Annotated in this window: 16 protein-coding genes; 11 read left to right on the forward strand and 5 right to left on the reverse strand. The window is 72.6% G+C overall.

Annotated elements, in window-relative coordinates:
• Positions 1-11 precede the first annotated feature (11 nt).
• From sdhA to ABZ659_RS17725, 6 genes are all read left to right on the forward strand, one after another.
• The gene (gene sdhA / locus ABZ659_RS17700; protein ID WP_360220196.1) at positions 12-1,766 is read left to right on the forward strand and encodes a succinate dehydrogenase flavoprotein subunit; all 1,755 of its coding nucleotides are present in this window, start codon (positions 12-14) and stop codon (positions 1,764-1,766) included.
• A complete protein-coding gene (locus ABZ659_RS17705) occupies positions 1,766-2,533 on the forward strand; it encodes a succinate dehydrogenase iron-sulfur subunit (RefSeq protein WP_360220199.1) in 768 nt (255 codons plus the stop codon). The genes sdhA and ABZ659_RS17705 overlap by 1 nt, the downstream gene beginning before the upstream one ends.
• Before the next feature lie 97 nt (positions 2,534-2,630).
• The gene (locus tag ABZ659_RS17710; protein ID WP_360220202.1) at positions 2,631-3,056 is read left to right on the forward strand and encodes a VOC family protein; all 426 of its coding nucleotides are present in this window, start codon (positions 2,631-2,633) and stop codon (positions 3,054-3,056) included.
• A 107-nt stretch (positions 3,057-3,163) separates the two neighbouring features.
• The gene (locus ABZ659_RS17715; RefSeq protein WP_360220205.1) at positions 3,164-3,559 is read left to right on the forward strand and encodes a hypothetical protein; all 396 of its coding nucleotides are present in this window, start codon (positions 3,164-3,166) and stop codon (positions 3,557-3,559) included.
• Complete coding sequence (locus ABZ659_RS17720; RefSeq protein WP_360220208.1) at positions 3,556-4,047, forward strand: DCC1-like thiol-disulfide oxidoreductase family protein; 492 nt, start codon at positions 3,556-3,558, stop codon at positions 4,045-4,047. The genes ABZ659_RS17715 and ABZ659_RS17720 overlap by 4 nt, the downstream gene beginning before the upstream one ends.
• A 37-nt stretch (positions 4,048-4,084) precedes the next feature.
• The gene (locus tag ABZ659_RS17725) at positions 4,085-4,837 is read left to right on the forward strand and encodes a TetR family transcriptional regulator (protein ID WP_360220211.1); all 753 of its coding nucleotides are present in this window, start codon (positions 4,085-4,087) and stop codon (positions 4,835-4,837) included.
• On the opposite strand, the gene ABZ659_RS17730 is transcribed toward ABZ659_RS17725, so the two are convergent.
• Complete coding sequence (locus ABZ659_RS17730) at positions 4,834-7,254, reverse strand: MMPL family transporter (RefSeq protein ID WP_360220214.1); 2,421 nt, start codon at positions 7,252-7,254, stop codon at positions 4,834-4,836. The genes ABZ659_RS17725 and ABZ659_RS17730 overlap by 4 nt on opposite strands.
• Before the next feature lie 147 nt (positions 7,255-7,401).
• On the opposite strand from ABZ659_RS17730, the gene ABZ659_RS17735 reads away from it, so the two are divergent.
• Both ABZ659_RS17735 and ABZ659_RS17740 read left to right on the forward strand, forming a co-directional pair.
• Entirely contained in the window at positions 7,402-8,091 is a 690-nt protein-coding gene (locus ABZ659_RS17735; protein WP_360220217.1) for a response regulator transcription factor, read from the forward strand.
• 5 nt (positions 8,092-8,096) lie between these two features.
• Entirely contained in the window at positions 8,097-9,560 is a 1,464-nt protein-coding gene (locus ABZ659_RS17740; RefSeq protein WP_360220533.1) for a HAMP domain-containing sensor histidine kinase, read from the forward strand.
• 202 nt (positions 9,561-9,762) lie between these two features.
• Here ABZ659_RS17740 and ABZ659_RS17745 read toward each other — a convergent pair whose 3' ends face one another.
• Positions 9,763-11,031, reverse strand: coding sequence for a metallophosphoesterase (locus ABZ659_RS17745; protein ID WP_360220220.1), 1,269 nt, complete (start codon positions 11,029-11,031; stop codon positions 9,763-9,765).
• A 51-nt stretch (positions 11,032-11,082) separates the two neighbouring features.
• Positions 11,083-11,322, reverse strand: a complete 240-nt coding sequence (locus ABZ659_RS17750) for a hypothetical protein (RefSeq protein WP_360220223.1) — start codon at positions 11,320-11,322, stop codon at positions 11,083-11,085.
• Between the two features lie 103 nt (positions 11,323-11,425).
• Between ABZ659_RS17750 and ABZ659_RS17755 the strand changes: the two genes are divergently transcribed.
• On the forward strand, positions 11,426-12,730 hold the full coding sequence (locus tag ABZ659_RS17755; RefSeq protein WP_360220536.1) for a D-alanyl-D-alanine carboxypeptidase: 1,305 nt from the start codon (positions 11,426-11,428) through the stop codon (positions 12,728-12,730).
• Here the strand turns inward: ABZ659_RS17755 and ABZ659_RS17760 are convergent.
• Positions 12,678-13,619: a YihY/virulence factor BrkB family protein gene (locus ABZ659_RS17760; RefSeq protein WP_360220226.1), complete on the reverse strand. Its 942-nt coding sequence runs from the start codon at positions 13,617-13,619 to the stop codon at positions 12,678-12,680. The two genes, ABZ659_RS17755 and ABZ659_RS17760, sit on opposite strands and share 53 nt — an antisense overlap.
• Positions 13,620-13,750: 131 nt before the next feature.
• On the opposite strand from ABZ659_RS17760, the gene ABZ659_RS17765 reads away from it, so the two are divergent.
• The gene (locus ABZ659_RS17765) at positions 13,751-14,938 is read left to right on the forward strand and encodes an FAD-binding oxidoreductase (RefSeq protein ID WP_360220229.1); all 1,188 of its coding nucleotides are present in this window, start codon (positions 13,751-13,753) and stop codon (positions 14,936-14,938) included.
• A 20-nt stretch (positions 14,939-14,958) separates the two neighbouring features.
• The gene (locus tag ABZ659_RS17770; RefSeq protein ID WP_360220232.1) at positions 14,959-15,753 is read left to right on the forward strand and encodes a decaprenylphospho-beta-D-erythro-pentofuranosid-2-ulose 2-reductase; all 795 of its coding nucleotides are present in this window, start codon (positions 14,959-14,961) and stop codon (positions 15,751-15,753) included.
• Here the strand turns inward: ABZ659_RS17770 and ABZ659_RS17775 are convergent.
• Positions 15,747-16,334 carry a 2'-5' RNA ligase family protein gene (locus ABZ659_RS17775; RefSeq protein WP_360220235.1) on the reverse strand — a complete coding sequence of 196 codons (588 nt, stop codon included), beginning with the start codon at positions 16,332-16,334 and terminating at the stop codon, positions 15,747-15,749. The two genes, ABZ659_RS17770 and ABZ659_RS17775, sit on opposite strands and share 7 nt — an antisense overlap.
• Positions 16,335-16,641: the final 307 nt, after the last annotated feature.

Here is a 16,641-nt window from a genome sequence, read left to right on the forward strand (position 1 = left end):
CTGCGAGAATCATGAAGATCCACAAGTACGACACCGTCATCGTCGGCGCCGGTGGCGCCGGTATGCGCGCGGCCATCGAGTCGACCAAGCGCAGCCGCACCGCGGTGCTCACCAAGCTCTACCCCACCCGCTCCCACACGGGCGCCGCGCAGGGCGGCATGGCCGCCGCGCTGGCCAACGTGGAGGAGGACAACTGGGAGTGGCACACCTTCGACACCGTCAAGGGCGGTGACTACCTGGTCGACCAGGACGCCGCCGAGATCCTGGCGAAGGAGGCCATCGACTCCGTCCTCGACCTGGAGAAGATGGGCCTGCCGTTCAACCGCACCCCGAACGGCACCATCGACCAGCGCCGCTTCGGCGGCCACAGCCGCAACCACGGCGAGGCGCCGGTGCGCCGGTCCTGCTACGCGGCCGACCGCACCGGCCACATGATCCTCCAGACGCTGTACCAGAACTGCGTCAAGGAGGGGGTGGAGTTCTTCAACGAGTTCTACGTCCTGGACCAGCTGATCACCGAGGTCGACGGCATCAGGAAGTCGGCCGGTGTGGTGGCGTACGAGCTGGCCACCGGCGAGATCCACGTCTTCCAGGCGAAGGCCGTGATCTACGCCTCCGGCGGCTGCGGCAAGTTCTTCAAGGTGACGTCGAACGCGCACACGCTGACCGGTGACGGTCAGGCGGCGGTGTACCGGCGCGGGCTGCCGCTGGAGGACATGGAGTTCTTCCAGTTCCACCCGACCGGCATCTGGCGCATGGGCATCCTGCTGACGGAGGGCGCCCGCGGTGAGGGCGGCATCCTCCGCAACAAGGACGGCGAGCGCTTCATGGAGAAGTACGCGCCGGTCATGAAGGACCTGGCCTCCCGTGACGTCGTCTCGCGCTCCATCTACACGGAGATCCGCGAGGGCCGCGGCTGCGGTCCCGAGGGCGACCACGTCTACCTGGACCTCACCCACCTGCCGCCGGAGCAGCTGGACGCCAAGCTCCCGGACATCACCGAGTTCGCCCGCACCTACCTGGGCATCGAGCCGTACACCGACCCGATCCCGATCCAGCCCACCGCGCACTACGCGATGGGCGGCATCCCGACCAACGTCGAGGGCGAGGTGCTCGCCGACAACACGACCGTGGTGCCGGGCCTGTACGCCGCCGGTGAGGTCGCGTGCGTGTCGGTGCACGGCGCCAACCGGCTGGGCACCAACTCGCTGCTCGACATCAACGTCTTCGGGCGCCGCGCGGGCATCGCCGCCGCCGAGTACTCCCAGACGGCGGACTTCGTCGAGCTGCCGGAGAACCCGGCGGAGTTCGTGCGGGCGCAGGTGGAGAACCTGCGCGACTCCACGGGCACCGAGCGGGTGGCGACGCTCCGCAAGGAGCTGCAGGAGACCATGGACGCCAACGTCATGGTGTTCCGCACCGAGCAGACGATCAAGACGGCGGTCGAGAAGATCGCCGAGCTGCGGGAGCGCTACAAGAACGTGGCGATCCAGGACAAGGGCAAGCGGTTCAACACGGACCTCCTGGAGGCCATCGAGCTGGGCAACCTGCTCGACCTGGCCGAGGTCATGGCGGTCTCCGCCCTGGCCCGCAAGGAGTCCCGCGGCGGTCACTACCGCGAGGACTACCCCAACCGCGACGACGTCAACTTCATGCGCCACACCATGGCGTACCGCGAGGTCGGCGCCGACGGGTCCGAAACCGTCCGTCTCGACTACAAGCCGGTCGTCCAGACCCGCTACCAGCCGATGGAGCGTAAGTACTGATGGCAACCCCTGTTCTGGACAAGGCCGAGGCGGGCGCCCAGGCGACGGCCTCCCCGTACATCACCGTCACCTTCCGGGTCCGGCGCTTCAACCCGGAGGTCGCGGCGGAGGCGACCTGGGAGGACTTCCAGCTGGAGATCGACCCCAAGGAACGCGTCCTCGACGGCCTCCACAAGATCAAGTGGGAGCTGGACGGCACGCTGACCTTCCGCCGTTCCTGCGCCCACGGCATCTGCGGTTCGGACGCCATGCGGATCAACGGCAAGAACCGGCTGGCCTGCAAGACGCTGATCAAGGACATCAACCCCGAGAAGCCGATCACGGTCGAGCCCATCAAGGGCCTGACGGTCCTGAAGGACCTGGTCGTCGACATGGAGCCGTTCTTCCAGGCGTACCGGGACGTGATGCCCTTCCTGATCACGAAGGACACCAACGAGCCGACGCGCGAGCGCTTCCAGACCGCCGAGGACCGCGAGCGCTTCGACGACACGACCAAGTGCATCCTGTGCGCCGCGTGCACGTCCTCGTGCCCGGTGTTCTGGAACGACGGCCAGTACTTCGGCCCGGCCGCGATCGTCAACGCGCACCGCTTCATCTTCGACTCGCGTGACGAGGCGGCGGAGCAGCGTCTGGAGATCCTCAACGACCGGGACGGCGTGTGGCGCTGCCGTACGACGTTCAACTGCACGGACGCCTGTCCGCGCGGTATCGAGGTCACCAAGGCGATCGCCGAGGTGAAGCGGGCGCTGATCACGCGCCGCTACTGATCCCCCGGTACGTCCGTGAAGGGCCCGCTTCCCCCGGGAGGCGGGCCCTTCGGCGTGCCCGGCGCGGGCGTGGGCGGGGCCGACCTAACCTGATGCCATGTCAGATGATGAGTCGTACGAACTGCTCGGGTTCGACAACGTGCTGCTGCCGGTCGGGGACCTCGGCCAGGCCGTGGAGTTCTACGAGCGCGCCGGGTTCGCGGTGGGGTTCCGGTTCGACGAGGCGGGGATCGCGCTGCTGAAGGTCGGCGACGAGACGCCCGGGATCCTGCTGCGGCACGAGGAGGGCATCGGCCACCGCCCGCCGCCGTGGCCCGCGCCGCGCGTGTGGCTGGAGGTGCCGGACGCGCGCGCGACGGCCCGGGAGCTGGCCGGCGCGGGCGTCACACCGCTGGACGAGCCGTTCCCCGCGGTCACCGGCTGGACGGTCGAGGTCGCCGACCCCTGGGGGAACGTCGTCGGCTTCACGGACTACTCCAAGCGCCCGGCGCTGGGGAGGCGGGGGGCGCAGCCGGTGTCGTAGTGACGTAGCGCTCACCCCCACCTCCACCGATGGTGTTGAACACGTTCAAAAAGCGCTCTAGAGTTCCCCTGTCAGCGTTTTGAACGCGTTCAAAGAAGGGTGGGGGCATGGACCGCACGGTCATCGCCTACGTCATCTACCTGGTCGTCAGCATCTCCCTGACGGTCTGGGTGGCCCGCACGCTCAGCCACAACGGGCGGATCTTCCTCTCCGACGTGCTGCACGGCAACGAACAGCTCGCCGACGCCGTCAACCACCTGCTGGTCGTCGGCTTCTACCTCGTCAACCTCGGCTTCGTCGCCCTGTACCTGAGCGGTGACGAGACGATCAGCGACACGCGCGGCATCTTCGAGGCGCTGTCGACCAAGCTCGGCGTGGTGCTGCTGGTGCTCGGCATGATGCACCTCGGCAACGTCTTCGTCCTCAACAGGATCCGGCGGCGCGGGGTGCTGGAGCGCGAGCAGGTGCCGCCGGTCGCGCCGCAGGACTGGGCGCGGGCGTGACGGCGGCCACCGCACCGGGCCGGGACGCCGCGCGCGTCCCGGTCCGCGGGCTCACGGTCCTCTACGACGCCCAGTGCCCGCTCTGCGCCCACGTCCGCGACTGGCTGCGGCGGCAACGGCAGCTGGTGCCGCTGGAACTGGTACCGGCGGGGTCGGAGGAGGCCAGGCGGCGCTTCCCGGGCCTGGACCACCGCACCACCCTGGACGAGATCACCGTCGTCGGGGACGCCGGTCAGGTCTACCGGTCGGCCGCCGCCTGGATCGTCGTCCTGTGGGCGCTGCGCGAACACCGGCCGCTCGCCCACCGGCTGGCCACGCCCACCGGCGCGGTGTTCGCCAAGGGGGCGGTGCTGGCCGCCGCGAAGTGGCGCGCGGCGCGGTGGGGCGGTGAGGCGTACCAGCGCGCGGACGGCTGGGTCTACCGCGCCCACCAGGGCTGGACGTACGACCCGCCGCGGTGCGACGACGGAACGTGCGCGACGGCCTGAGACGTACCGCGTCCTGAGTACTGGTTAGGCTCGTTCCGTGCCCCCGAACAACGCAGCAGGCCCCGCCGAGGGTGCCGCGCCCAGCAAGTCCGAGCAGACCCGCGCGCTGATCCTGGAGACGGCGATGCGGCTGTTCGAGGAGCGCGGCTACGACAAGACCACGATGCGGGCCATCGCCAAGGAGGCGGGCGTCTCCGTCGGCAACGCCTACTACTACTTCGAGGGCAAGGAGCACCTGATCCAGGGCTTCTACGACCGTATCGCCGCCGAGCACCAGGCGGCGGTCCGGGAGGTCCTGGCCCGGGAGACCGACCTGGAGGCGCGGCTCGCGGGCGTGCTGAAGGCGTGGCTGGACGTGGCCGGCCCCTACCACCAGTTCGCCGTGCAGTTCTTCAAGAACGCCGCCGACCCCGACAGCCCGCTCAGCCCGTTCTCCGCCGAGTCGGAGCACGCGCGCGTGGAGGCCGTCTCCGTCCACCGCGAGGTGCTGCGGGGGGCGACGAGGACCAAGGTCCCGGAGGAACTGCGGGACGTGCTGCCGGAGCTGATGTGGCTGTCGCAGATGGGTCTCGTCCTGTACTGGATCTTCGACCGCACGGCGGGGCGCACCCGCAGCTACCGCCTCGCGGAGCGCGGCGCCCGGCTCACCGCGCGCGGGGTGGCGCTGTCCCGGTTCCGGGTGCTGCGGCCCCTCGTCCGCGAGGTGCACGAGCTGTTCACGGACTTCCTGCCGGGGATGACGAAGGGGGGACCCGGTGGGTCCCCCCAGGAGCCGTCCGGTACCGGCTAGTTGACCGCGTCCACCTCGCCCTCCGTCAGTTCCACGTCGAAGACGACCGGCTCGGCGTCGACGGCGACGTGCCGGGCGCGGGAGCCGTGGTCCGGGGCGGTGGCCGACAGGACGTAGGAGCCGGGGGACGGGACCGAGACGATGTAGGAGCCGTCGGCGAGTGAGGTCACCCGGTCCAGCTGGCGTCCGGACCTGGAGAGCAGGGTGACCGCCGCGTCCGCGACCGGGGCACCGTCGGCGGTGCGGACGTAGCCGTGGATCGCCGAGGCGCCGCCCTCGGCCGCCGTCTTCTCGGGGGCGTCCTCCCGGGGCTCCACCGCGAGGTGCGGCAGCCGCTTGTCCAGCCCGGCGGGCAGCCACCAGTTGGCGTTGCCCAGCAGGTGCATCGCGGCCGGGACCAGGGCCGTACGCAGGATGAACGCGTCCAGCGCGACCGCCGCCGCCAGGCCGATGCCCGCCATCGCGCCCTCCATGTCGCCGCTGAGGACGAACGCGGAGAACACGCAGATCATGATGAGCGCGGCGCAGTTGATGACCCGGCTGGTCTCGGCGAGGCCCACCCGGACCGCGCGGGCGTTGTCCTTGGTGTGCACCCACTCCTCGTGCATCCGGCTGACCAGGAACACCTGGTAGTCCATGGAGAGGCCGAACAGCAGCGACAACATGATGACCGGCAGGAACGCCGTGATCGGGCCCTCCTTGCCGACGCCGATGAGGTCCGTGCCCCAGCCCCACTGGAAGATCGCCACCAGCACGCCGAACGACGCCGCCGCCGCGATGAGGTTCATCAGCGCCGCCGTCAGCGGCACGACCAGCGAGCGGAACGCCACGAGGAGCAGCAGGAAGCCCAGCGCGATGATCGTGGCGACGAAGTACGGCAGCCGGTCGCCGGTCACCGCCGCGAAGTCCTTGAAGACCGCCGTCACCCCGCCGACGTGCGCCTCGACCCCGGCCCCGGGTATGACGTCGTCGCGCAGCCGGTCGATGAGGAGGTCCGTCTCCTCGGACTGCGGGGACGTCGTCGGCACCACGTTGATCACCGAGACGCCGTTCGCGGTCGGTGCGGCGGCGACCTGGGCGACGCCCTCGGTGTCCTCGATGCCGGAGATCAGCGAGGCGGGCGCCGGGCCCTCGACGACGACCTGGAGGGGGCCGTTGACGCCGGGTCCGAAGCCCTCGGCGAGCAGGTCGTACGCCTGCCGGGTGGTCGTGGAGTCCTGGTGGTTGCCCTGGTCGGTGGCGCCGAGGCGGATCGACAGCACGGGCAGCGCGAGCACCGCCATGACGACGAGGGCCAGCGCGGCGATCGACCTGGGGCGCTTCTGCACGGTGGCCGACCAGCGGGCGGCGAGCCCGCTCGCCTCCTCCGACTCCGGTCCCGACGCGGCCAGCCTGCGGCGCTGGCGGCGGCTGAGCACCTTCATGCCGAACAGGCCCAGCAGGGCGGGCAGCAGGGTGATCGCGGCCAGCACGCTCAGCACCACCGTCAGGGAGGTCGCGATGACCACGCCGTCCAGGAAGCGCAGGTTCGTCACCAACATGCCCGCGAGCGCGATGCAGACGGTGCCGCCCGCGAACAGCACCGCGCGGCCGGAGGTGTTGAGGGAGGTGACGGCGGCGTCCTCGGGTTCGGCGCCGCGCAGGATGCCGCGCCGGTGCCGGGTGACGATGAACAGGGCGTAGTCGATGCCGACGCCGAGGCCGATCAGCGAACCGAGCAGCGGCGCCACCTCGGGCACGTCGGTGACATGGCTGAGCAGCATCGTGGCGAGCATCCCGGTGCCGACGCCCGCGATCGCCACGACCAGCGGCAGCAGCATCGCGAACAGCGAGCCGAACGCGAGGAACAGCACGACGGCCGCGGCGATGATGCCGACCAGCTCGGCGGTACCGGCGGGCGGCTCCTGGGTGCGGGCGATCGCCTGGCCGCCCAGCTCCACCTGGAGGCCGTCGCCCCCGGCGGCCTGCGCGGTGTCGACGACGTCCTCGACCAGCTCCTTCGGGATGGCGTTGGCCTGCTCCCGGAAGGTGATCTGGGCGTACGCGATCGACCCGTCCCGGCTGATCTGCGCCGCCCCGCGCTCACCCTGGTAGGGGCCCGCGACCTCGCCGACCCCGTCCATCCGGGATATCTCCGCGAGCGCGGGCTCGATCCGGGACCGTACGGCGTCGTCGCGCACCGTGCCGTCGTCGGTCTTCCACACCACCGTGTCGGTGTCGCCCGCGCGCTCCGGGAACGCCTTCTCCATCAGGTCGTAGGCCGTCTTGGAGTCCGTGTTCGGCAGGGAGAACACGTTCGCGTAGTCCGTGCCCGCCGACGTGGCCGTGAAGCCAAGGCCGAACAACGCCCCCACCCACACCACCAGGACCACCAGCCGGTGCCTGAAACACCACCGTGCCAATGCCGCCACGTTCATCGCTCCTTCGATCCGGTTGGTCCCCCAGGTCCTGGCCAACAGGATTGGCGGTGGCACGCGCGCGTGAACACCGAGCCCGGGGGATTCTCAAGGAACTCCAAAGCGAACACCCGGGCGACTGTCAGCGGGGGCGCCGATACTGGGGGCATGACGACGGTTCCCGGCACCGTGCTGGTCGTGGAGGACGAGGAGTCCATCGCGGACGTGCTCGCCATCGCCCTGCGCTACCACCGGTTCGAGGTGATGACGGCGGGCTCGGTCCGCGAGGCCCTCGCGCTCGCCGAGCGCACCCGGCCCGACGCCGCCCTGCTCGACGTCATGCTCCCCGACGGCGACGGCCGCGCCCTCGGCCGTGAACTGCGCGCCCGCCGCCCCGACCTGGCGGTGGTGTTCCTCACCGCGCGGGACTCACCGGCCGAGATCGTCGGCGCGCTCGGCTTCGGCGACGACTACATCACCAAGCCGTTCAACATCGACGAGGTCGTCGCCCGGATCACCGCGGTCCTGCGCCGCACCCGCCCGGCCGACGTCCTCCCCCAGCGCCCGCCCCTGCGCTACGGCGACCTGGAGCTGGACGAGACGACGTACTCGGTGCACCGCGCGGGCCGCACGGTCCAGCTCACCCCCACCGAGTACGCGCTGCTGCGGTTCCTGGTCCGCAACGGCGGCCGGACCGTCCCCAAGGAGCAACTCCTGCGGCACGTCTGGCAGTACGAGCACGCGCCGACCGAGTCGACCGTCGTCGAGACGTACATCAGCTACCTCCGCCGCAAGCTGGACACCCTCGGAGCGCCGGTGATCACCACCCGCCGCGGGGTCGGGTACGGGCTCGCGTGACCGGCGTGTGGCCGCCGCTGACAGCCTGGCGCGGGCTCTGCCGACGCGGCGGCGGGCTGCACTCGCTGCGCGCCAAGCTGACGCTGGCGAACGTGGCGCTGCTCGCGCTGGGCATCGTGCTGGCGACCGCGGTGAGCCTGATGGGGATGCGGCACTACCTGCTGTCGCAGATCGACAGCGAACTCGGCGAGATGCGCCGCTCGCTGAGCGGGCTCCCGCTCACCGCGGAGCAGATCGACTCCTTCAGCGCGCTGGCGCTGGTGCGGGAGCGGCTCGCGCCGCCGACCTCGGACGACCGGCCGCGCCCCGACTCCATCGTCACCGCCGTCGACACGGACGGCCGGGTCAAGGAGTTCGCCGGGATCGCCCCGACCGACACCCAGCGCGAGCTGGCCAGGGCGGTGGCGGACCCGCGCGCGCTGGCCGCCGACGACGAGCCGCACGACGTCAGCGTGCACGGCACGCCCTACCGGGCCACCGCGTCCCGGCTCGCCGACGGCACCCTCATCCTGATGGCCTCCTCCACCGCCGCCCTGCACACCGGTGTCGCCAAGGCGCTCAAGCTGGACCTCGCCGTGGGCACCGCGCTGCTGGCGCTGCTGGCCTGGCTGACGATGGTCAGCGTGGGGCGGCGGATGCGCCCGCTGGAGGACATGGTGGAGACGTCGACGGCGATCGCGGAGGGCGACCTGACCCGCCGGGTGCCCTCCAGCAGCGATCCGACGCTGGAGGTCGAGCAGTTGCGGGTGGCCCTGAACTCCATGCTCCACCAGGTGGAGTCGGCGTACCGCACGCGCGAGCGCAGCGCCGACCAGCTGCGGCGCTTCGTCGCCGACGCCTCCCACGAACTGCGCACCCCGCTGTCCGCGATACGGGGCTACCTCCAGCTCTACGACAAGGGCATGTTGAGCGACCCGGACGACCGCAAGCGGGCCTGGGCGCGGGTGATGGCGGAGGCCGACCGCATGGGGCGCCTCGTCGACGAGCTGCTGACGCTGGCCCGTCTGGAGCAGCAGCCCGAACTGCGGTTCCGCAACGTGGACGTGAGCCGTCTGGTGCGGGAGGCGGCCGACGACCTGCGCGTCCAGCAGCCGGAGCGGCCGGTCACCGTCGACGCCGAGGGTGCCGTGCTGGCGCACGCCGACGAGTCCGGGCTGCGGCAGATACTGGGCAACCTGGTGGGCAACGTCCGCGTGCACACGCCCGCCGACGTGCCGGTCCGCCTCGCCGCCGACCGCGACGGCGACGGCCGCGTCCGGCTCCGCGTCAGCGACGAGGGCCCCGGCCTGCCCGCGGACGACGCCGCCCGCATCTTCGACCGCTTCTTCCGCGCCAGCGGCGGCCCCGGCAGCGGCCTCGGCATGGCCATCGTGCGGGGGGTGGTGCGGGCGCACGGGGGGCGGGTGGAGGTACGGACGGCACCGGGGAAGGGGCTGTCGGTGACGGTCACGCTGCCGCACCCGCTATAACCGCATTCGCCGTCGCTGCGGGCAGTCGTGCCGCTGGGGCCGGGGCCCACCCCGGCAGCGTCCTGGCACCGCTGCGGGCAGTCGTGCCGCCGGGGCGCGGCGCCGGTGGGCGCTGGGGCCCCCTGGTCGACGAGCTTCGGGTTCGGGGAGGCACGCCGCAGCGCCGGGCCGCGCGATCCACCCCCGTCACGCCGTCACGCCGTCACGCCTGCCGCGACGCCAGCTCGATCACCGTGATGTCCGACTCCGCCCCCACCCGGGTAGGCGGCCCCCAGGCCCCCGCCCCCCGCGTCACATACAGCTGCGTGTCCCCGTACCGCTCCAACCCCGCCACCGTCGGATTCGCCGCCGCGGCGAGCAGGTTCCCCGGCCACAGCTGCCCCCCGTGCGTGTGGCCGGACAGCTGGAGGTCGACCCCGTGGTCCACCGCGTCATGGATCTGCACCGGCTGGTGCGCGAGCAGCACGCACGCCCGCCCCCGGTCCCGGTCCCCCAGCGCCTTGGTGAAGTCGGGCCCCTGCCCCTCGTCCTCCCCCGCCACGTCGTTGACCCCGGCGAGGTCGAAGTGCGGCAGCTCGGTACGGGCGTTCTCCAGTGGCCGCAGCCCCAGCCGCCGCACCTCGTCGACCCACTCCGCGGCACCGGAGAAGTACTCGTGGTTCCCCGTGACGAAGAACGACCCGTGCCGCGCCCGCAACCCCGCCAACGGCGCCGCCGCCGGCCCGAGGTTCCGCACGCTCCCGTCGACGAGGTCACCGACGACCGCGATGAGGTCGGGCTGTGTGGAGTTGATCGTGTCGACGACCTTCCGCGCGAACCCCCGGCCGAGCACCGGGCTCAAGTGGATGTCGCTGACGACGGCGATCCGGTAGCCGTGCGCCGCCCGCGGCAGCTTGGCCAGCGGCACCGTGACGCGCTTCACAGCGGGCCCCTTCAGCACGCCGTAGGTCCCGGCGCCGACGGTGCCCACGGCCACCGCCGCCGCGGTACCGGCGACGACGCGGGAGACGAACAGACGACGTGAGGGGTCGTCGACGACCACGGGCGCGGGCCCCTGCTCGCCGTCGTCCGGCACCGTCCCGCCCGGTCCGCCGCCCGCCGCCGGTACCGGCTCCGGCCGGGGTATCCCCGCCGCGGTGGCGGGCGCCCGCGTGCGGGCCCGGCGCTCCAGGAACCGCCGGAGCAGCGGCCGTACCGCCTCCCCGGCGACCACCGCGAGCAGCAGGTAGACCGACAGGGCCAGCCACAGGAAGCCCGGCCAGGCGAGCGTGCGCTGGAGCCAGAACGGCGCGTCGGTGCGCTCGGCGACCAGGGCGCCGACGGCGAGCGCCCAGCCGCCCGCGACCAGCACGGCACCGGCGCGGCGAGCGGGGCCCGGAGCGCGGGTGGTGTCGCGGAAGAGTCGGCGCCACAGGTACCAGTTGGCCGTCACCAGGACGGTCAGCGCCAGCAGCGCGAAGACGATCACCATGAAGTTCGATTCCCCTCGGCCGAGGCCGGTCGGTGGTTCCGTACGGCCCGGCTATGACGTGGCGCGCAGTGCGCGCAGTCCGCGCAACCCGATGCCCCCGATGACCGTCCCCAGTACGAAGGAGACGACGGCCAGCGTCAGATGCACCCAGAAGTACGCCGTCGGGCTGCCGTCGTCGAACGCGAGCCCGCTGCTGTCCTTGACCAGGTTCTTGACGAAAGTGACCCAGATGACCCAGCTCCACACCCCGAAAGCGAGCAGGAACCAGGAGAGGGGGCGGCTGAGTTTCATACGTCCAGTATCGCCGCCGGGTGGCCGGTTCCTGGGCCGGGGTGGGGGCCGGGGCGGGACTTCGCGGCGTAGGCCAGGTACTTTCTCGGTCGTGCCCGCTCCCATGAAGACCACCGGACGGCCCACCCGCCGGTCCCTGCTGGTCACTTCCGCCGTCCTGCTCTCCTGCTCGCTGTCCCTGTCGGTGACGGCGCCCGCCGCGTCCGCCGCGCCGAAGCCGTCGCCGAGCGCCTCGGTGACGCCACCGGCGAACATGTCCACCGTGGGCGGTGAGCGGCTCGGTCAGCCGGGCACCCAGGTCAGCCTGGCGGCCGGGGTGCCGGTGCTGCCGAAGGACCTGTCCGCGCGGTCGTGGATCGTCGCCGACGCCGAGTCCGGCGAGGTGCTCGCCGCGCACAACGCGCACTGGCGGCTGGCCCCGGCGAGCACCCTGAAGATGCTGTTCGCGGACACGCTGCTGCCGAAGTTCCCGAGCACCACCGAGCACAAGGTCCTCCCGTCCGACCTCGCGGGCATCGGCGCCGGGTCCAGCATGGTCGGCATAAAGGAGGACGAGACGTACACCGTCCACGACCTGTGGCTCGGTGTGTTCCTGCGCTCCGGCAACGACGCCGTGCACGTGCTGTCCGCGATGAACGGCGGGGTCGAGAACACCGTCGCGGAGATGAACGAGCACGCCGAGGAGTTGCAGGCCCTCGACACGCACGCGGTCAGCCCGGACGGCTACGACGCGCCCGGACAGGTGTCGTCCGCCTACGACCTCACGCTGATCGCCCGCAGCGGGCTCCAGAAGAAGGACTTCCGCGAGTACTGCTCGACCCTGACCGCGAAGTTCCCGGGCGAGACGAAGAAGAACAAGAAGGGCAAGAAGGTCCGGACGTCCTTCGAGATCCAGAACACCAACCGGCTGCTGACGGGCGACTACGACATCTCCCAGTACCAGGGCATCGCGGGCGTCAAGAACGGCAACACCACCAACGCGGGCGCGACCTTCACCGGGGTCGCCGAACGCGACGGCAAGGTGCTGCTCGTCACGGTGATGAACCCGCAGCAGGGCGAGCACAACGAGGTCTACCGGGAGACCGCGCGGCTGTTCGACTGGGGGTTCAAGGCGGCCGGGAAGGTCGAGCCGGTGGGTGAGCTGGTCGCGCCGAAGGGCGCCGAGACGGGCGGTGACGGCGCGCAGGCGAGCGCCCAGCCCGGCGCCAACCCCTCCGGTCAGGCCGGTGGCGCGGGTAACGCCTCGGGCAAGCCGGTGGCGAGCGCCCCCGCCGCGTCGGGTTCCAGCGGCATCGGCATAGCGCTGGCCCTCACCGGCGGACTGCTGGTGCTGCTCGCGGGGGGCGCGTTCCTGGTCAACCGCCGCTGGCCGCTGCCGGATCTGGTACGCCGCCGGAGCCGCCCCTGACGCCGTCCGCCTCGGCGGCGGGATCCGCGGCCCCGGCGTCCTTGCTCGGGGTCGCCGTCCAGGCCGCGCAGTACAGCACCAGCTTCGAGGTGAAGTTGATCCACAGCAGCAGGGCGACCGGCACGCCGAACGCGCCGTACATGTTCTTCGCGGCCACGCCCTGCATGTAGCCGCTCAGCAGCAGCTTCAGCAGTTCGAAGCCGAGCGCCCCGACCAGCGCGCCGACGACCAGCCGGTGCCGGGTCGGCTCCGCGCCGGGCAGCAGGGTGAGCACGTACAGCAGGAGCAGGAAGTCGGCGAGTACGGCGACGGCGAACGCGGCGACCTGCAACAGGGCGCTGCCGAAGCCCTGTTCGGCGAGACCGAGCTGGCGGGCCGTCCAGCCGACGGCGGCGGAGGCGACGGTGGACGCCGCCAGGGTGACCAGCAGCGCGCCGCCGAGGCCGAACAGCACGCCGAGGTCCTTGGCCTTGTGCAGCAGGGGGTTGTCGTCGCTGTCCGGCAGCTCCCACACGGCGCGCAGGCAGTCCCGGACCGAGCCGACCCAGTTGACGCCGGTGAACAGCAGCAGGGCACCGGCGATCACCCCGATGGTCCCGGCGTTGTCGGCCACGGCGCCGATGTCGAGCTGCTGCTTGGTGATGCCGGGGAACTGTTCGGCGATCCTGTCCTGGAGGTCGGCCTGCTGGGCGCCGCTGAGGGTGGCGGCGGCGATCGCGGCGGCCACGGTGAGCAGCGGGAACAGCGCGATGAAACTGGTGAACGTCATCGCGGCGGCCAACCGGGTCCACTTCACCCGGTCGAGGCGCTCGTACGACCGCCAGGCGTGCGTGGCCGTCAGACGGGTCATCCAGGGCCCGACGACGGGGAGGTTCTTCAGCCAGTCCATGATCCGAACCCTGCCCTCCTCACTCGCCCCCGATGTCCGGGTGCCCCGGATCGGGGGAAAGCTGCCGTCCCGACCGGACCGGTCAGCGTTTCACACCTGAACGTCCCGTTATGGGCGATACGGTCACCGGCATGTCCACTCCCACCACCACCCGTCTGATCCGGCCACGGTCGTACGAGGAGACCGTCGCCGCCGTCCGCGACTGCGGCGCGCGGGGCGGCATCGCACGCGGCGGCCTCGCGCGGGGCGGCTTGACGCGCGGGGGCGGCGCGTGGGGCACGGGACGGGCGCACGGGGACGCCGCGCGCAACGCGGGCGGCGCCGTGCTCGACATGACCGGCCTGGACCGCGTGCACGCCGTCGACGCCGACGACGGGACCGTCCTGTGCGACGCGGGCCTCCCCCTGCGCCGACTGGCCGAGGCACTGCTGCCGCTCGGCTGGCTCCCGGCGGTGCTGCCCGCCGACGGGCCCACCACGGTCGGCGCCGCCATCGCCGCCGACGTCCACGGGCCCGACCACCCCGTCTCCGGCGCCTTCTCCCGGCACGTGCTGGCGCTGGAGCTGCTCACCGCCGACGGCCGGATCGTGAGCGCGCTGCCGGGCACCGACCTGTTCGACGCCACCACCGGCGGGCTGGGCCTGACGGGCGTCATCCTCACGGCGACGCTGCGGCTGCGGCCGGTGGAGACCTCCGTCCCGCGCGTCCGCACCGAGCGCGCGACGGACCTCGACGACCTGCTCGCCCGGATGACCGCCACCGGCCACCGCCCCACGGCCGCCCGCGTCGACACCCGTGCGCGCGGGACGGCGCTGGGCCGCGCGGTACTGCTCCACGGCGACCGGACGCCCCACACGGTGCCGCGCGGCGCCGGGGGCCTGCTCGGCGCGGTCCGCTCCTGGCCGTGGGGGTACGGCCGAGGCGGCGTCGTCCGCTACCAGGTCGCCGTCCCGAGCGGGCAGGAGGAGGCCCTGCGCCGGATCGTGCGCCGGATCTCGGGGCGCCGCCGCCCGTCCTCCCCCGCGCTGCTCACCCGCCTGGGGGAGGCCGACGCGGGCTGGCTGTCCTTCCCCGTGCCCGGCTGGAGCCTGGCCGTGGACCTGCCGGCCGGGCTGCCCGGACTCGCCGCGCTCCTCGACACCCTGGACGAGGAGGTCGCCCACGCGGGCGGACGCGTCCGCCTCGCCGGGGACTCCCGGTTGCGGCCCGACCTGCTCGCCGCGATGTACCCACGGCTCGCCGACTTCCGCGCCCTGCGCGCCGCGCTGGACCCGCGCGGGATCTTCACCTCGGACCTGTCTCGCCGTCTCGCCCTGTGACCCCCGCAAAAGGAGCTGTCGTGAAGGACGCCTTCGGCCTGCCCCAGTCCCTGCTCGTGCTCGGCGGTACCTCCGAGATCGCCCTCGCCACCGCCCGCCGACTGATCACCCGCCGCACCCGCACGGTGTGGCTCGCCGGGCGCCCCTCCCCCGCCCTGGAGACGGCGGCCGGTCAGCTGCGCGCCCGGGGCGCCGAGGTGCACACCGTCGCCTTCGACGCCCTCGACCCCGACTCCCACGAGACCGTGCTCGGCAAGGTCTTCGCCGAGGGCGACGTCGACATGGTGCTGCTCGCCTTCGGCGTCCCCGGCGACCAGGCCAGCGACGAACGCGACCCGGCGAGCGCGGTCCGGGTCGCCCAGACCAACTACACCGGCGCCCTCTCGGCCGGCCTGGTGAGCGCCCGCGCGCTCCAGGCGCAGGGCCACGGCTCCCTGGTGGTGCTGTCGTCCGTCGCCGCGGAGCGGGCCCGCCGCACCGACTTCATCTACGGCTCCAGCAAGGCCGGGCTCGACACCTTCGCGCAGGGCCTCGGCGACGCGCTGCACGGCACCGGCGTGCACGTGATGGTCGTACGCCCCGCGACGGTCGTCCGCTCCGGCACTGGCGTACGCCCCGGGCCCGGCCGGGCGCGGCTGCTCGGCGGGCTGCCCGAGGCGCCGCTCACGACCACGCCGGAGGCCGTCGCCGCGGCGATCGAGCTGGGGCTGCGCTGCCGCTCGGAGACGGTGTGGGTGCCCGGCTCGCTCCGGCTGCTGATGTCGGCGCTGCGGCATCTGCCGCGCGGGGTGTTCCGGCGGCTGCCGGTTCAGTAGCGCTCGGCGGGCAGGCTGCCGCGCTCGGCCGGCGCGGCGGCCTGCGGCGGCACCACCGGGCCGCCGAAGGTGAACTCGCGCAGCTTGCGCCAGATCCCGTCGGCGCCCTGTTCGTAGAGGGCGAAACCGGTGCAGGGCCATTCGGCGGCGTAGTCGGCGAGTTCCTCGTAGGCCCGGTCCATGGCCTCCTCGGCGATGCCGTGGGCCACGGTGACGTGCGGGTGGTACGGGAACTGGAGGTCCCGCGCCACCGGCCCGGAGGCGTCCCGGACCTGCTTCTGGAGCCAGGCGCACTCCTCGCCGCCGTCCCTCACCCGCACGAACACCACCGGGGACAGCGGGCGGAAGGTGCCGGTGCCGGACAGCTTCATCGGGAAGGGCCGCCCGGCCGCCGCGACCTCGGTGAGGTGCGCCTCGATCGCGGGCAGCAGCGCCTCGTCGACCTCCGTCGGTGGCAGCAGGGTGACATGCGTGGGGATGCCGAGAGCCGCGGCGTCGCCGAAGCCCGCGCGCCGCTGCTGGAGCAGGCTGCCGTGCGGCTCCGGGACCGCGATCGACACCCCGATCGTTACGGTCCCCACGTCGTCTCCCGTCGTCCTGGTGGTGAGCAGGGTCGGCCGCTGGTACGGCCGTCCGGCTTTCGACTGTACGGCCACGGCCAGGCTCGGGGCAGGCGCAGCCGGAGTGATGTGCAGCGCTGTGCGGTGCGCCGTGGCGCGGTGGTGCATCGTGTGGGGGGTTGGGGGCGGCTGCCCCGGCGTTCGTGCCCCGTGCCGGACGGTGCCGCGCGCCCTCAGGCCCGGTCGCCCGAGACCCGGTGCCTGAGGCCCGGTCGCCCGAGGCCCGGTGCTTGGGGCTCGGTGCCTGAGGCTCGATACCTGGGGCCCG

Source organism: Streptomyces sp. NPDC006997, assembly GCF_040635175.1.
In the GTDB taxonomy this organism is placed as follows: Bacteria; Actinomycetota; Actinomycetes; order Streptomycetales; family Streptomycetaceae; genus Streptomyces.

Bases quoted from the DNA above. Each gene is read 5' to 3' on its own strand.
- ABZ659_RS17715 (WP_360220205.1), top strand. From the start codon at position 3,164: ATGGACCGCACGGTCATCGCCTACGTCATCTACCTGGTCGTCAGCATC.
- ABZ659_RS17760 (WP_360220226.1), bottom strand. From the start codon at position 13,619: ATGGACTGGCTGAAGAACCTCCCCGTCGTCGGGCCCTGGATGACCCGT.
- ABZ659_RS17745 (WP_360220220.1), bottom strand. From the start codon at position 11,031: ATGGTGATCGTCTTCGCGCTGCTGGCGCTGACCGTCCTGGTGACGGCC.
- sdhA (WP_360220196.1), top strand. From the start codon at position 12: ATGAAGATCCACAAGTACGACACCGTCATCGTCGGCGCCGGTGGCGCC.
- ABZ659_RS17765 (WP_360220229.1), top strand. From the start codon at position 13,751: ATGTCCACTCCCACCACCACCCGTCTGATCCGGCCACGGTCGTACGAG.
- ABZ659_RS17705 (WP_360220199.1), top strand. From the start codon at position 1,766: ATGGCAACCCCTGTTCTGGACAAGGCCGAGGCGGGCGCCCAGGCGACG.
- ABZ659_RS17710 (WP_360220202.1), top strand. From the start codon at position 2,631: ATGTCAGATGATGAGTCGTACGAACTGCTCGGGTTCGACAACGTGCTG.
- ABZ659_RS17730 (WP_360220214.1), bottom strand. From the start codon at position 7,254: ATGAACGTGGCGGCATTGGCACGGTGGTGTTTCAGGCACCGGCTGGTG.
- ABZ659_RS17755 (WP_360220536.1), top strand. From the start codon at position 11,426: ATGAAGACCACCGGACGGCCCACCCGCCGGTCCCTGCTGGTCACTTCC.
- ABZ659_RS17735 (WP_360220217.1), top strand. From the start codon at position 7,402: ATGACGACGGTTCCCGGCACCGTGCTGGTCGTGGAGGACGAGGAGTCC.
- ABZ659_RS17750 (WP_360220223.1), bottom strand. From the start codon at position 11,322: ATGAAACTCAGCCGCCCCCTCTCCTGGTTCCTGCTCGCTTTCGGGGTG.